Raw genomic sequence first — 14103 nt, forward strand, 5'->3', positions numbered from 1 at the left:
ATTATTGCTAATTTTTATTTTTTAATAAATTTCACATTTGAAGTGGTTCCTTTATCTTCAATAGAAATCACGTAAGCTCCTGTACTTAATTTAGATACCTGAACTTTGTTGTCATTGATTTGTCCGCTCATTACTATCTGACCAGCCATATTCGTAATAGAATATTGAGCCTTAGCAGATACCTGAGTAATGTTTAAGACATCACTTGCAGGGTTAGGGTATACCTGAATTGAACTCTTATCCTTTGTTACATCATTAGTGCTAAGCTGTTGTTCAATGCTTACCGGATAATCTTCAATCTCGCCATATCCCTGACTGTTACATCCGTCTATTGGCTGAGCAAGGTATCCCATAATAACTCTCATGATCACATTTTTTCCAGTGTATGCATCTGCAGGCACAGAGAATGTTCCGGATACAGGAGTTACTTTGTTAGGTACGCTGGTAAAGATCATTTCAGACTCAGAGAAAATTCCATCTCTGTTAAAGTCTATCCAAGCTGAAACTCCTTCATTATAAGAAGTAGCTGTCCACTGTTTTGAAACACTCAGTGAATTGCCAGTACTTCCTGACTTTAAGGTAATTAGTTTGGTAGGATCATTTACATAGTTTGAATAAGGTGTACCTGTACTTGGATTCGAAATAGGATTCATTCCCGCAGGAGTCACAGTAACATTAGAGATAAACTCATCATCAGAGTTTGTTCCCGTTGCAGGGCAAACTGAGTATGCAAGCGTTGTAAAGTTACCTTGAGTATAATTACCTATTGTAGAACCACAACTGTTAGCCACTTGGAATTCATATTGAGTACCTTCTTCTAATCCGGATAAATAATAGGCGTTTGTAGATACAGGAACTGTTACCCATGCAGCTCCTGCTTTTCTGTACATTACAGAGTAGGTTGCTCCTTGTACTATAGGCCAGTTTATATTAGCTGAATTCATTGTAACCCCTGAAACAGTTATTCCTGTTGGAGCAGCTGAGGTACATTCATTTGCTAAGGCTGCTACTGTAGCATTTCCTATAGCATAAAATACATTATCAATAGCGCTTATTCTGATCTTAACATTTGCTCCTGTAGCAAGAGAGGAGAAGTTGAATGGCTCAGAACCGTCATTTGGAGTTGATGGGCTAATCACATTCCATGTTGCGCCATTGTCTGTTGTATAGTCTATTTTAACATTTTGAACATTATATGGAGCGCTGTTTGTATTTACAACATCCCAGGTAATAGCACCAGGAGTATTATTGTAAACGGTAGTGGAAGTTATTTTAAAAGGACCATCATTCATTACTTTCAAGCGAATCAGTGAGTTCTGAGTCTGCTGATCGGTCACTACTGGATGGTTATCTCTTGCTGTTACTTTGAATTTCATTGTTCTCGGAACATTCGATACTGTTTCCCAAGCTGCAACATTAGTTAAATTTCCAGCAAGAACAGTTGCAAGAGCAGGGAAGTAACGGGTAGGAGAAGATGTAGGTGGTAGAGATCTGAAGTTGGCTCCATTATTACTATTTGGACTTACAGGTCCGAAAGTAATTGATGCAAGATCATATTGCTCCCATGTATACGTCATCGGATCATTTTCAGCATCTGTTGCTGAAGCTGTTAATACAAAGGCAGTTCCCTTTGGAATAGCCTTATCGGTAAACGGTTGTATTACTGGCGGAGTATTGGTGATAGGTGTACTAATTCCACAACTCTTAGAATTAGTATATGCCTGTACTTCTTCAATGTTTTTAGTATGGAAATAAGCATCAGAATGCATCTGAACATTCGCGTTTGTAATTCCCGCATATCCCATAATAGTAGAACCTGATCCTGGCTCCATATGAGCGCCGTGAAGGGCAAGAGACATTGTGTGAGCGCCACCGAACTGATGACCAATCTCGTGTGCTACAAAATCAATATCATAATTATCTCCGAAAGGTTGATCTGGTGTGGCAGGGGAAGTAATTCCCGCTCCTTTTGAGGTAGCATCATTATCACTTGCTGGGTTTATACAAACATTTCCTACACGTCCTGCACTACCGCCGCCACCACGGTGTCCGAAGAAATGTCCTATATCATAAGCGTTATTACCTATAGCTGCAGTGATAGCTCTCTGAACCTGTAGATTCCAGGCAGTTGGTGCGCCAAAAGAACCATTAGTGTTAACGATAACGTCAGAATAAGGGTCAGTAACAGGATCTGTAAAAATAAGTTGAGGTACATCCTGAACGATCAGACGAATCCCAAAATCTTTTTCAAATACAGAATTTACTCTGTTGATCGTAGCCTGAATACGTGCAGCAGCTTGTGGAACACCACCTGCAAGCTGGGTGTATTCACCATTTACAGAGACCGCAAGTCGGTAAGTTTTATACTTTTGATCATTGTTTCTATTGGTAATTCCTCCTGCATTATTTGAATTATTTCTACTTCTTAATAATTTATTCATTTCCTTTTTTGATGTCTCAGACTCAGAAGTTGTACACTCAAAAGGATCTTCGTGTGATTTATTAGACTTAAAGAATACTCCAAATACATCTTTTTCCTTGTTAACAGGTTCTATAAATTCATATTTTCCCGTAGTTGCATCAAATAAAATAGATTGGAAATCATCAGGTGATGTACTGAACCTGATTTGCTTACTGGGATTATCAATTCCAACACCTGAATAGGCGCCTAGTTGATATCTGTCTGCCATAGATTTTACTACGACAGGAGAACTATAAACCGAAAACCTTTCAACTTTTCCGTTGGTAGTAGGAAGAGAAACAATAACAGGAGAACCTCCGGTTCCAGCTTCAGGTGCATTTTTCAAAAGATCTCTTAATGCAGAAAGATCCATCTTATATGCGTACTCAATTTTAACTTCTTTTCTGATAGGATTAACTTTACCGGATACCGGTTCCCAGCGTTGAGCTTGTAGGCTGGTCAACCCTAAAGCTAAAGCGCAAACAAGTATAATTTTCTTTTTCATATTACTTTTTAATAAAAATAGTTATTGAATGTAAATATAATAAATGTTTTGCTTTTTGTTTAGTTTTATTTTAATTAATTGGCTGTTTTTTTAGGTTTGTATTTAAATTTTATGTTTGATTGTGTTGTGGAAAAAGTACAATTAGAGAAAAAATAAGCGTCAATTCTCTTATAGAAAATTGACGCTTATTTTGATTTATTATGTATGAAATTTAATTCATTATTTTAATTACTTCTGTACAGCAGGAAGATTACCACTCCTTTTTTGTACCTTTTTGTAAGTGAATGTACACATCATAATACTGAATTCATATAAGATAAGTAATGGGAAAGCCGCCATCAGCATACTTAAAACATCAGCCGGAGTAATGATTGCTGCAACTACCATAATCAAAACAATCGCATGACGACGGTAGGTCTTCATAAATACAGGGGTAAGAATTCCGATAGTTGTAAGGAAATAAATAAGGATTGGAAAAAGGAAAATAACTCCCATACCCAAAACTACCTGTAAAAATAATGTTGTATAATCACTCAGGTCATAAAGAGGAACAATAATATCCGAAATTTTAAAGATAACTCCAAAATTTACCGCAAAAGGTAAAATTAAAAAGTAACCGCATAAAACTCCCGTCATGAAAAGCATCCATACTGCATTGATAATATAGATGGAATTCTTTTTCTCTCTCGGATGTAAAGCAGGACCAATAAAACGCCATAATTCCCATACAATATAAGGAAATGCAGCTACCATTCCTCCAAAAACAGAAACAGCCATCATTACATTGAACTGTTGATATAACCTTTGTACACGTACAGGAAAGTCTTTTGGAAGATGAATACTGTCTTCACCTAAAATCATTCTTGAAAAATGATTAACAATTTTGAATGTAGGAAAATCATTCCTCGTAGGTCCGAAAAAGATATGGTCCATAATCCAATTGATATTGAAGCCCACCACAAAAGCAGCAACTACAATAGCAATAATTGAACGAACCAAATGTCCTCTTAATTCTCCAATATGCCCAAGAAAGGACATGTCTTTGTTATTGTCCATATAAATACTAGAATCTATTAAAATGTTACCTCTGGAAAGGCAAACAGTTTAAGTCTGCGAAATTATGAAATAATAATCAGTATTTAGAATTTATTAGCTATGATTTTGTTCAAGTTTATGTTGCCGATACTTGATGTATTCTTAAAAGTACCCTTAAAAAGAACAGCTGGCAACCTGAAGAAATATTTGGGTTGCCAGCTGTCTTTGATTTATTATGAATTAATTATTGTTCTAAAATCTCCAGTACTTTGTCTGCTACAGCACCTCCGGATTGTGGATTTTGCCCTGTTACAAGATTTTCGTCAGAAACGGCAAAAGGAATGAAGTCCTGATCTGCTTTTACATAATGTGCTCCTTGGTTTTTCAATACATCTTCTGTAAGATAAGGCATATGATCAGCCAGCTCAGCAGCTATTTCTTCCGAATTTGAAAACCCGGTCAGTGTTTTTCCTTTGATAAGAAGCTCTCCATCGGAAAGTTTTATATTAAAAAGACCTACCGCTCCGTGGCATACAGATGAAACAATTCCTCCGTCTTCATAAATGATACGAGCAATTTCCTGTAATTCTGTATTATCAGGGAAATCCCAGACTACACCGTGCCCACCTGCATAATAGATTACACCATAATCTTTAGGGTTAATATCTTTCGGCTTTAAAGTGTTTCCTAGTTTATTTCTGAATGTTTCATCAGCGTAATATTTCCAGTCAACAGGCTGCACAAACATCTGTAGGGAAATAGGGTCAAGAGGAGTATAACCACCTTTTGGACTTACAAAATCAATTTCATAGCCTTTCTCCGCCAGTTTTTCATAAAAGTGAACCGCTTCACCCAGCCATAAACCAGTTGCTCTTTCCATCTCAGGATATTTTTCTACACTTGTTACTACAATTAATGCTTTCTTTTTCATTGTGATTATTGTTTAAAATTATAATACAAAGATTGGCATTTTAAGATAATTATTATAAGGATATACCTCAAAAAAAAGATGTGATCTGTGTCACATCTTAATTGTATAATCGGCTTAATGTCTCTCTTGAAACCCCCAGATAACTTGCAATAAGCTGTTTGGGAATATGATCAATAAAGCCAGGATATTGTTTTATAAAATCTTCATAACGTTCCTTTGCAGATTTACTCATGAGTGAAAGAATCCTTTGTTGGAGAGCCACATATCCAAAATTAGACTTTACTCTGAAAAAATGTTCCATCATAGGAATTTGTAAACAAAGTTTGTTCAAATCATCATAAGATATAGCATACACCTCAGAATCCTCAATGCAATCAACAGCTAATGATGAGGTTTCCTGTTTAAAAAAGCCGGCAAAATCTGAGATCCACCAATTGGATGCTGCAAACTGAAGAATATGTTCTTTTCCTGTATTGTCAATAATACTGCTTTTAAGAATGCCCTTTTCTATCAGAAAAATTTCAAGCACAGGCTGATGTTCCTGCACCAGAAACTGTTTTTTCCTAAATCTCTTCTTAGTAAAACAACTTTGGATAATTTCAAACTCCTCATCTGTAGGGTTGATAATTTCCTGAATATGTGCTTTTAGAAAATGGCTCATCCCAAGTATATTAATTTATCCCTTCATCCAATAATTTATGCAGATCAATGATCCCGAAATACTTCCCGTTCTCAGTTACTACCAACTGTCCGATATTGTTCTCTTTTAAAATTTTCATTGCTTCTTTAGCAAGAGATTCCTTTTCAATAGTTCTTGGATTTGCAGACATGATGTCTTTTGCCAGAACTTTACCGATATCTTCACCTTGCATCAGCATTCTTCTCAAATCACCGTCTGTAATTACCCCGATGATCTGATCACCATTGGTTACCACTGTAATTCCATGACTTGATGCGCTGATAGAAATAATCACATCTCTAATAGAAGCGTCTTCAGAAACCTGAGGTTTTTGAGAAGAAAGAAACTGCTCAACTCTCGAAGTAAGGTTTTTTCCCAAGCTCCCTCCAGGATGGAATTTTGCAAAATCATTAGCTTTGAACTCATTCAGTTCCATTAAAGCAACGGCAAGTGCATCTCCTAATGCCATTTGAATGGTTGTAGAACTTGTAGGAGCTAGTTTATTCGGGCAAGCTTCTACATCCACATGTGTGTCCAGGATAAATTCTGAAAATTCAGCTAGTTTACTGCTCTTATTCCCGGTCATTCCAATCAAAGCCGAAGAATAATCCTTTAAATAAGGAACAAGATTGGCAATTTCAGGAGAATTTCCGGAATTAGAGATACAAAGTACCACATCCTGTTTTTGGATCACTCCCAAATCTCCATGAATAGCTTCCGAAGCATGTAAAAATTGAGAAGGAGTTCCTGTAGAGTTTAATGTTGCAACTATTTTATTACCTACATGGGCAGATTTTCCTATTCCCACTACAATTAGTTTCCCTTTTGCTGAGTGAATAATCTCTACAGCCTGGGCAAACTGGTCATCAATTCTGTTTTTTAATTTTTCTAATTCTGAAATTTCAATTTCTAAAGTGCTTTTAGCAATTGATATTATGTTGGTTCTATCCATTTTATGAAAATAAGGTATACAAAAAAGTTTCCAAAAAACGTTATATTTTAAAAACAATATTTAATATAAGTTTTATTTTTTATAAATTCGTTCGCTTTTATTTTAAGCAGAATTTTTATAACTTTGGGTTAGATGCAAATTTAGCAATAGAAAATTAGATGAGCGCAAAAAAAGCCAATTTATCAGGCGAATTGAAAAAGTATTTTGGGTTTTCTACATTTAAGGGACAACAGGAACAAATCATAGAAAACCTACTGAACGGGAAGGATATATTTGTTTTGATGCCTACAGGTGGTGGTAAATCATTATGTTATCAGCTTCCGGCACTTATTTCCGAAGGTACGGCGATAGTTGTTTCACCTTTAATAGCGTTAATGAAGAATCAGGTAGATGCCGTAAACGGGCTGTCTTCTGAGGACGGGGTAGCGCATGTATTAAATTCATCATTAAACAAGACACAGACAAAACAGGTTTTTGACGATATTAAAAGCGGAAAGACCAAACTTTTGTATGTAGCTCCTGAATCATTGATTAAAGATGATTATCTGGACTTTTTGAAAGAAGTAAAGATTTCTTTCTTTGCGATTGATGAAGCACACTGTATTTCAGAGTGGGGACATGATTTCAGACCAGAATACAGAAATCTTAAACAGATTATTGATAAGATCGCCAATGTACCAGTGATCGCACTTACGGCAACAGCAACGCCAAAAGTTCAGGATGACATCCAGAAAACTTTGGGCATGATCAATGCTTTGGTTTTTAAAGAAAGCTTTAACCGTCCTAATCTATATTATGAGGTAACTCCTAAGATTAATATAGATAAGGAAATTGTTAAGTTTATCAATCAGCATAAAGGAAAGTCGGGAATTGTATATTGCCTCAGCAGAAGAAAAGTGGAAGAATTTGCTCAGCTTTTGCAGGTAAACGGAATCAATGCACTTCCTTATCATGCTGGTCTTGATCAAAAAATAAGAGTAGCTAATCAGGATAAATTCCTGATGGAAGAAGTAGATGTTATCGTAGCAACCATTGCATTTGGGATGGGAATCGATAAGCCAGATGTACGTTTTGTCATTCATTATGACTTTCCAAAATCATTGGAAAGTTATTATCAGGAAACAGGTAGAGCCGGAAGAGATGGTGGTGAAGGTCATTGCCTTGCCTTCTATGATCCTAAAGACATTGAAAAACTGGAGAAATTCCTTGCTCAAAAGCCGGTATCCGAAAGAGAAATCGGATTGCAGCTTTTAAATGAAGTAGTAGGCTATGCTGAAACTTCAATGAGCCGAAGACAATATATTCTTTACTATTTTGGAGAAAACTTTGATCCTGTAAATGGAGATGGAGCAAAAATGTGTGATAATTCATCCAACCCCCCAAAATTAAAGGATGCTACAGCAGACCTGAGAAAAGCCCTTGATTTAATCAACGATACAGGAGAAAAATTTAAGTCAAAAGATCTGATTTCTGTGATTGTCGGAAAAGAAACGGCTGTTACAAAATCTTATAAACTGGAACAAAGTTCTCATTTCGGTTTTGGAAAAGAAGAAAAAGATAATTATTGGAAGACAATTTTGAGACAGGCAACTGTTCAGAATTTCTTACAAAAAGATATTGAAACCTATGGCGTCCTGAAAATAGCAGAAAAAGGAAGAGAGACACTTGCAGGTAAATCTCAGGATATTTTCTTAATTGCTGAAGACAGAGAATTTGATCTTACACAGGCTAAGGCAGATAGTGATCAGGTACAATTACAGGCAGCTGGAGGTTTAGATCAGAACTTATTCAATCTTTTAAAGGAACTCAGAAAGAAAGTAGCCAAGAAACACGGAATTCCTCCCTATACGGTATTTATGGATCCGAGTTTAGAGGATATGACGGTTCAATATCCGATCACGATAGATGAAATCAACAAAATTTATGGAGTAGGAGAAGGAAAAGCCAAGAAATATGGTAAGGAATTCGCCGACTATATCAAGACTTATGTTGAAGAAAATAATATAGAACGTACTCAGGATATGGTCTTGAAGCAGGTGGCAAACAAATCCAGTCACAAAGTTTTCATTATCCAGAGTACTGATAAAAAGATCGATCTTGAAGACATCGCAAGAGCAAAGAACCTTTCTATGGACGAACTTCTTAAAGAGATGGAAAGGATTGTTTATCAGGGTACAAAATTGAATATCGATTACTATATTGAAGATAATTTTGATGAAGATATCGTAGACGGTTTCATGGAATTTATGAACGAATCTGAAAGTGACAGTATGAAAGTATTGCTTGATGAATTCGGAGATGAATTGTCTGACGAGGAAGTGAGAATGCTGAGAATCAAGTTTATCAGCGATGTTGCGAACTAATTAATGAAATTAAACAATACATAAAAAAGAAGTTTTTCCATGGAAGAACTTCTTTTTTTGTGGAAACATATAACCTAAATAGGCTTTAAGAATATTAAAAATAGCCTTGGAAACAACAAAAGAAGTTACTTCAATTTATGCCTAATATAATTATTCGTGAATTCATGGCTATCATAAGCCTATCTTATCAGTATAAAATATTATCGGCGATAAAATCCTTGCGTCTTTTTACTCAATCATTGTAATTATTTTGCGTCTTAGCGTTCATAAACTTGTTAAAATTACGACTCTAAGTTAAGATAGCACAATGGCTGATCTATTGTCAGATCCTTAGAAATAGGAAATCTTCAGAGCTCCAATATTTGAAAGATAATGAAACTTTTTAGTAACTTTAACTGATGAAAAAAATATCTGTCATATTTATTCTGCCGGACCTAGAAACCGGAGGTGCAGAAAGAATAGTTACCACCATTGCAAATCATCTTTCCAGGGATCGTTTTGAGCCTAAGATTTTGTTGTTGCGTAAACAGGGCGGATATCTTAATTTTCTAAAAAAAGATGTAGAAATTATAGACATCAATACCGAAAGAATAAGACATTCATTAAAACCTATTTTAAGAGAAATATATAGAAGAAGACCTGATATTGTATTTTCCGGTTTTGGAGAAGTGAACGCCTATTTGTCATTATTTATCAAGCTTTTTCCGAGAACAAAATTTATTGCCAGAGAAACCAATGTTGTTAGTCAGCATGTTACCCGGAAGGAAATCAGATTTTTCTATAATTTTTACAATAACTATCAGAAAATCATTGCGCAGAGTGATGATATGATGAAAGATCTTGTAAGTAACTTTAATATCAAAAAGAAAAGAATCACCAAAATTAATAATCCCGTTGACTTTGATTTTATAGATGAAAAGCTAAAACTGTCTGTAAAACCCGAAGGATTTAAGTATAATTATAAAAATGTAGTAGCAATAGGAAATCTTTCTGCGAGAAAAGGTTTTGATAATCTATTGAAGGTCTTCTCAAGGCTTAAAAATGAAAATATTATGCTTCATATTTTGGGTGATGGAAAAGACAAAGAAGTTTTGCTTCAGATGAAGGAATTTTTAGGATTGAAAAATGTCATTTTCCATGGAAGACAGGAGAATCCATATCAGTTTTTAAAATATGCGGATCTTTTTATACTTTCTTCACGATATGAAGGTTTTCCTAATGTTTTACTGGAAGCAGGAGCCTGTGGAACTTATTCTTTAGCCAATAACTGCCCTGGTGGAATTAACGAGATCATTCAGAATAATGTGAATGGTGAAATTGGAAATATTGAAAATTATGAAGATTTTGCACAGAAAATAATTACTGTGATGCAGCAAAATTATAACCGTGATGCCATAAGAAATTCTATTAAATCAAGGTTTTCAAAGAATATTATATTAGATAAATATGAAAAAGTTTTGTTGGATTTAATGAAGTAGGATGATCATATTTGCCTTATGGGGCTTTATTTTCTTAGATTTGGACCGCTAAAATAAAGATCAATGAATAAAATCCCTAAAATAGGATGTGCTTGTGAAAAACCTGACTCAAATTATACTGAATACAGAAGCTCGGAATTAGGTATAGATCATACTAACGGAAGACATGGAGAAGTAAGCATTCAACAGTGTAAATTATGTCAAAGAATATGGATTCATTATTTTGTTGAATATGAGCACTATTCCAAATCAGGAAGATGGTTCAAGGGAATTGTTTCGAAGAAAGACCGCCCAAATATAACTCCGGAAAACGCTATTGAATATCTTGAAAGTATTGAATGGTATGTGTATGGAGGTTCGTTTTTTGAAAGTTCAGGAGAAATAGGAAGCGGGAAGGTAAAGGTAGATTAATAACCGCCTTAAGGTATTTAAAATTTTTTGATCTCAAAATTGATAAAACTCACTTTGGTGCTTGGTAATTTATATGTAAATTTGTGAGACTTAAGATAGATAATAATAAACAAATTCATAAAATAACATGAGTCAATTCGATGTTACCGTAATAGGTTCTGGTCCTGGTGGTTATGTAGCTGCTATTCGTGCAGCACAATTAGGTTTCAAAACAGCAATTATTGAAAAATATTCAACTTTAGGCGGAACTTGTCTTAACGTTGGATGTATTCCGTCAAAAGCACTTCTTGACAGCTCTGAGCATTTCGAAAATGCAAAACACAATTTTGCAGGTCACGGAATTATCATCAATGAGCCACAAGTAGATATTGCAAGAATCATTGAGCGTAAAAATGAAGTTGTAGATCAAACAACTAAAGGAATCAATTTCTTAATGGACAAAAACAAAATCACTGTTTTTGAAGGATTAGGAAGCTTTGAATCTGCTACTCAGATTAAAATCACTAAAAACGACGGTTCTTCTGAAACGATCGAATCCAAATATACCATTATAGCAACAGGTTCTAAACCGTCTTCACTTCCTTTTATCTCTCTTGATAAAGAAAGAGTGATCACTTCTACAGAAGCATTAAACCTTAAAGAGGTTCCTAAGCATTTAGTAGTAATTGGTGGTGGTGTAATTGGACTTGAATTAGGATCAGTATACCTAAGATTAGGAGCTCAGGTAACAGTAGTTGAGTTCATGGATAAAATCATCCCTGGAATGGATGGAGCTTTAAGTAAAGAATTAACTAAAGTTCTTAAAAAGCAAGGTATGAAGTTTATGCTTTCTACAGCGGTTTCTGCAGTGGAAAGAAATGGAGATACTGTAAAAATCACAGCTAAAGATAAAAAAGGAGAAGAAGTAGTAGTAGAAGGAGATTATTGTTTAGTTTCTGTAGGTAGAAAACCTTATACAGATGGTCTTGGTCTTGAAAAAGCTGGTGTAGAGCTTGACGAAAGAGGAAGAGTAAAAACAAATGACCATTTACAGACTAATGTTGCAAACATTTATGCAATCGGTGATGTTATTAAAGGTGCTATGCTTGCTCACAAAGCTGAAGAAGAAGGAGTTCTTGTTGCTGAAATCTTAGCTGGTCAAAAACCTCATATCAACTACAACTTAATTCCGGGTGTTGTATATACTTGGCCAGAAGTTGCAGGTGTAGGTAAAACTGAAGAACAATTGAAAGAAGAAGGAGTAGCTTACAAAGTAGGTTCTTTCCCAATGAGAGCATTAGGAAGAAGCCGTGCAAGTGGAGATACAGACGGACTTGTGAAGATTATTGCTGATGAGAAAACTGATGAGATCTTAGGAATGCACATCATTGGAGCGAGAGCTGCTGACCTTATTGCTGAAGGAGTAATTGCTATGGAATTCCGTGCAAGCGCTGAAGATATTGCAAGAAGTTCTCACGCTCACCCAACATATGCAGAAGCAATCAAAGAAGCTGCATTAGATGCTACGGCAAAAAGATCTATTCATATGTAATAGCTGATTAAGAAATTAATCATTGAAATAATAAAGAGACTGACTCATTTTTGAGCCAGTCTCTTTTGCTTTATAAAGTTATATGGAAATTAACTAATTTCATTCGTGCATTAGTAGCAATAAATAAAAATGTTTTTTACAAAGTAAATTTCTGCAATAACACTTTTTTGGCATAAAAATGGAAACTCATTCTGAAAAAATAAGTATGAAGAAAATATTTATAGGTTTGATGCTTCTGGCTGGTATCAGCTCATTCGCACAGGAAGCTGGAAAAGCAGGGGAGCTGCTTAAAAATGAAGCCTCTACCTCTGAAATGAAGTCGCAAAGTTCTCCAGGCTTTAGAAATAAAATCTTTGATCAAAATTTAGGTAGTCAAAATAGTAGAATTAAAAATTCAAACTATCAATGGAACAGAAACTATGGATATGCTGAGGTATTTCTACGAATTCCCGAGCAAGGTTTCTTTACGGTTGAAGTGGGGGATCAGATGATTGCTAATGGTTCCGGGAAATATCGTTTTTTTGATCTTCAGTCAGGAAGAATGCCTGTTTCTATTTATGAAAACGGATTTTTAATTTATAGAAGCTCATTAATGCTGCGTAATAACAGCAGAATGGTATTAGACTTTTTCACTAATGAAGGTTTATATCTTTTAGATTCATATCCTGTTCAGGGTCAGTATGGTTTTAATGACTGGAATGATATATGGAATAACCCTTACGGAAATCAATCCGGTAATTGGGGCAACCAGTCAAATGTGATGGATAATAATACATTCCGTCGTTTTTTTGACATGATGAAGAAAAATGAAAGTTTTGATGATGGTAAGATCGCTTTAATTAATCAGCAGATGAGAAACTCAATGTTTACAGCTGAACAGATTCGAGATTTGGTAAAATCATTAAGTTTTGATAAAAATAAACTGTCACTGGCAAAATCTATGTATCGAAATTGCGCAGATAAAGACAGGTATTTTGTGGTGTATGATGCTTTTGATTTTGAAAGCAGTAAGCGTGAACTGATGAATTATATTTCCAGATTATAATATACAGAGAGAAGTGATGAACTTCTCTTTTTTTTGTGCTGAAAATTTAATGATATAACGTTTTTTATAATTTCAACGAATGCACTAATGAATTTCTGTGTGGATTTAAAAATCTGTGTGGTGAGAAAGACTTTTTAAAATAAAATTACATCATCTTCAGATTATCATAGAAATTACTTTTTTTAGGAGCGATATTAAACTGTATTCCGAAAGTAATTCCTTTAAAGTATTTATCCTTATATATTGGGAATGCATATCCGGTATTCAAAAAGAATATATTGAACAATGATATCCCAATTCTGGGTTCTACAGCATATTGATTGACAGAAGCTCCATATAACTGTCCATTATTGATGTAATAAATATTAGCTTCCGGAATAAATTTATTGGCTGCATTAATGCGTGTGTAAAGAATTGAAGGTCCTAAAATCACAGACTTGTCATTAGAATCACCAAGTTTAAATTCCAAGCCGGTTTGAAGAACATTTCTCCCGATATAACGATAGGAAATATTTAGGGCTGTCCTTTCCAGGATCTGTGCATTTGAGATAAAAATGAATAAAAAAGAGAATAAAATAAAATATTTTTTCATGATTTCAGGTATTTTTTTATTCAAATGTACTGGTTTTAAAAGCCGTATGAAAGATAAAATGATTCTTGGATGTATTAAATAGGTTAAAATCTTCAAATTTCCGTACCTTTGTAAGCTAAT

At 34.8% G+C, this 14103-nt stretch carries 11 protein-coding genes; 5 read left to right on the top strand and 6 right to left on the bottom strand.

The window, feature by feature from the left end:
- Positions 1-14: 14 nt before the first annotated feature.
- The 5 genes from BW983_RS04000 to BW983_RS04020 all read right to left on the bottom strand — a co-directional run bounded on the left by BW983_RS04000 (position 15) and on the right by BW983_RS04020 (position 6563).
- Entirely contained in the window at positions 15-2966 is a 2952-nt protein-coding gene (locus tag BW983_RS04000) for a reprolysin-like metallopeptidase (protein WP_076550088.1), read from the bottom strand.
- A 228-nt stretch (positions 2967-3194) separates the two neighbouring features.
- Positions 3195-4022, bottom strand: a complete 828-nt coding sequence (gene tatC, locus BW983_RS04005; protein WP_076550090.1) for a twin-arginine translocase subunit TatC — start codon at positions 4020-4022, stop codon at positions 3195-3197.
- A gap of 223 nt (positions 4023-4245) precedes the next feature.
- Positions 4246-4932, bottom strand: a complete 687-nt coding sequence (locus BW983_RS04010) for a type 1 glutamine amidotransferase domain-containing protein (RefSeq protein WP_076550091.1) — start codon at positions 4930-4932, stop codon at positions 4246-4248.
- Positions 4933-5029: 97 nt separating this feature from the next.
- Positions 5030-5593, bottom strand: a complete 564-nt coding sequence (locus BW983_RS04015) for a Crp/Fnr family transcriptional regulator (protein ID WP_076550093.1) — start codon at positions 5591-5593, stop codon at positions 5030-5032.
- A gap of 10 nt (positions 5594-5603) precedes the next feature.
- A complete protein-coding gene (locus BW983_RS04020; protein ID WP_076550095.1) occupies positions 5604-6563 on the bottom strand; it encodes a KpsF/GutQ family sugar-phosphate isomerase in 960 nt (319 codons plus the stop codon).
- Positions 6564-6721: 158 nt separating this feature from the next.
- On the opposite strand from BW983_RS04020, the gene recQ reads away from it, so the two are divergent.
- From recQ to BW983_RS04045, 5 genes are all read left to right on the top strand, one after another.
- Positions 6722-8926, top strand: a complete 2205-nt coding sequence (gene recQ, locus BW983_RS04025; protein ID WP_076550096.1) for a DNA helicase RecQ — start codon at positions 6722-6724, stop codon at positions 8924-8926.
- 398 nt (positions 8927-9324) lie between these two features.
- Entirely contained in the window at positions 9325-10404 is a 1080-nt protein-coding gene (locus tag BW983_RS04030) for a glycosyltransferase (RefSeq protein ID WP_076550098.1), read from the top strand.
- A 63-nt stretch (positions 10405-10467) separates the two neighbouring features.
- The gene (locus tag BW983_RS04035) at positions 10468-10815 is read left to right on the top strand and encodes a hypothetical protein (protein ID WP_076550100.1); all 348 of its coding nucleotides are present in this window, start codon (positions 10468-10470) and stop codon (positions 10813-10815) included.
- 127 nt (positions 10816-10942) lie between these two features.
- Positions 10943-12346, top strand: a complete 1404-nt coding sequence (lpdA, locus tag BW983_RS04040; protein ID WP_045497739.1) for a dihydrolipoyl dehydrogenase — start codon at positions 10943-10945, stop codon at positions 12344-12346.
- Between the two features lie 205 nt (positions 12347-12551).
- Positions 12552-13391, top strand: a complete 840-nt coding sequence (locus BW983_RS04045; RefSeq protein WP_076550841.1) for a DUF4476 domain-containing protein — start codon at positions 12552-12554, stop codon at positions 13389-13391.
- A 145-nt stretch (positions 13392-13536) separates the two neighbouring features.
- Here BW983_RS04045 and BW983_RS04050 read toward each other — a convergent pair whose 3' ends face one another.
- On the bottom strand, positions 13537-13983 hold the full coding sequence (locus tag BW983_RS04050) for a hypothetical protein (RefSeq protein WP_076550102.1): 447 nt from the start codon (positions 13981-13983) through the stop codon (positions 13537-13539).
- Positions 13984-14103: the final 120 nt, after the last annotated feature.

Source organism: Chryseobacterium ureilyticum, assembly GCF_900156735.1.
Lineage (GTDB): Bacteria > Bacteroidota > Bacteroidia > Flavobacteriales > Weeksellaceae > Chryseobacterium > Chryseobacterium ureilyticum.

Bases quoted from the DNA above. Each gene is read 5' to 3' on its own strand.
- BW983_RS04015 (WP_076550093.1), bottom strand. From the start codon at position 5,593: ATGAGCCATTTTCTAAAAGCACATATTCAGGAAATTATCAACCCTACA.
- BW983_RS04035 (WP_076550100.1), top strand. From the start codon at position 10,468: ATGAATAAAATCCCTAAAATAGGATGTGCTTGTGAAAAACCTGACTCA.
- BW983_RS04050 (WP_076550102.1), bottom strand. From the start codon at position 13,983: ATGAAAAAATATTTTATTTTATTCTCTTTTTTATTCATTTTTATCTCA.
- BW983_RS04045 (WP_076550841.1), top strand. From the start codon at position 12,552: ATGAAGAAAATATTTATAGGTTTGATGCTTCTGGCTGGTATCAGCTCA.
- BW983_RS04030 (WP_076550098.1), top strand. From the start codon at position 9,325: ATGAAAAAAATATCTGTCATATTTATTCTGCCGGACCTAGAAACCGGA.
- lpdA (WP_045497739.1), top strand. From the start codon at position 10,943: ATGAGTCAATTCGATGTTACCGTAATAGGTTCTGGTCCTGGTGGTTAT.
- BW983_RS04010 (WP_076550091.1), bottom strand. From the start codon at position 4,932: ATGAAAAAGAAAGCATTAATTGTAGTAACAAGTGTAGAAAAATATCCT.
- tatC (WP_076550090.1), bottom strand. From the start codon at position 4,022: ATGGACAATAACAAAGACATGTCCTTTCTTGGGCATATTGGAGAATTA.
- BW983_RS04020 (WP_076550095.1), bottom strand. From the start codon at position 6,563: ATGGATAGAACCAACATAATATCAATTGCTAAAAGCACTTTAGAAATT.
- recQ (WP_076550096.1), top strand. From the start codon at position 6,722: ATGAGCGCAAAAAAAGCCAATTTATCAGGCGAATTGAAAAAGTATTTT.
- BW983_RS04000 (WP_076550088.1), bottom strand. From the start codon at position 2,966: ATGAAAAAGAAAATTATACTTGTTTGCGCTTTAGCTTTAGGGTTGACC.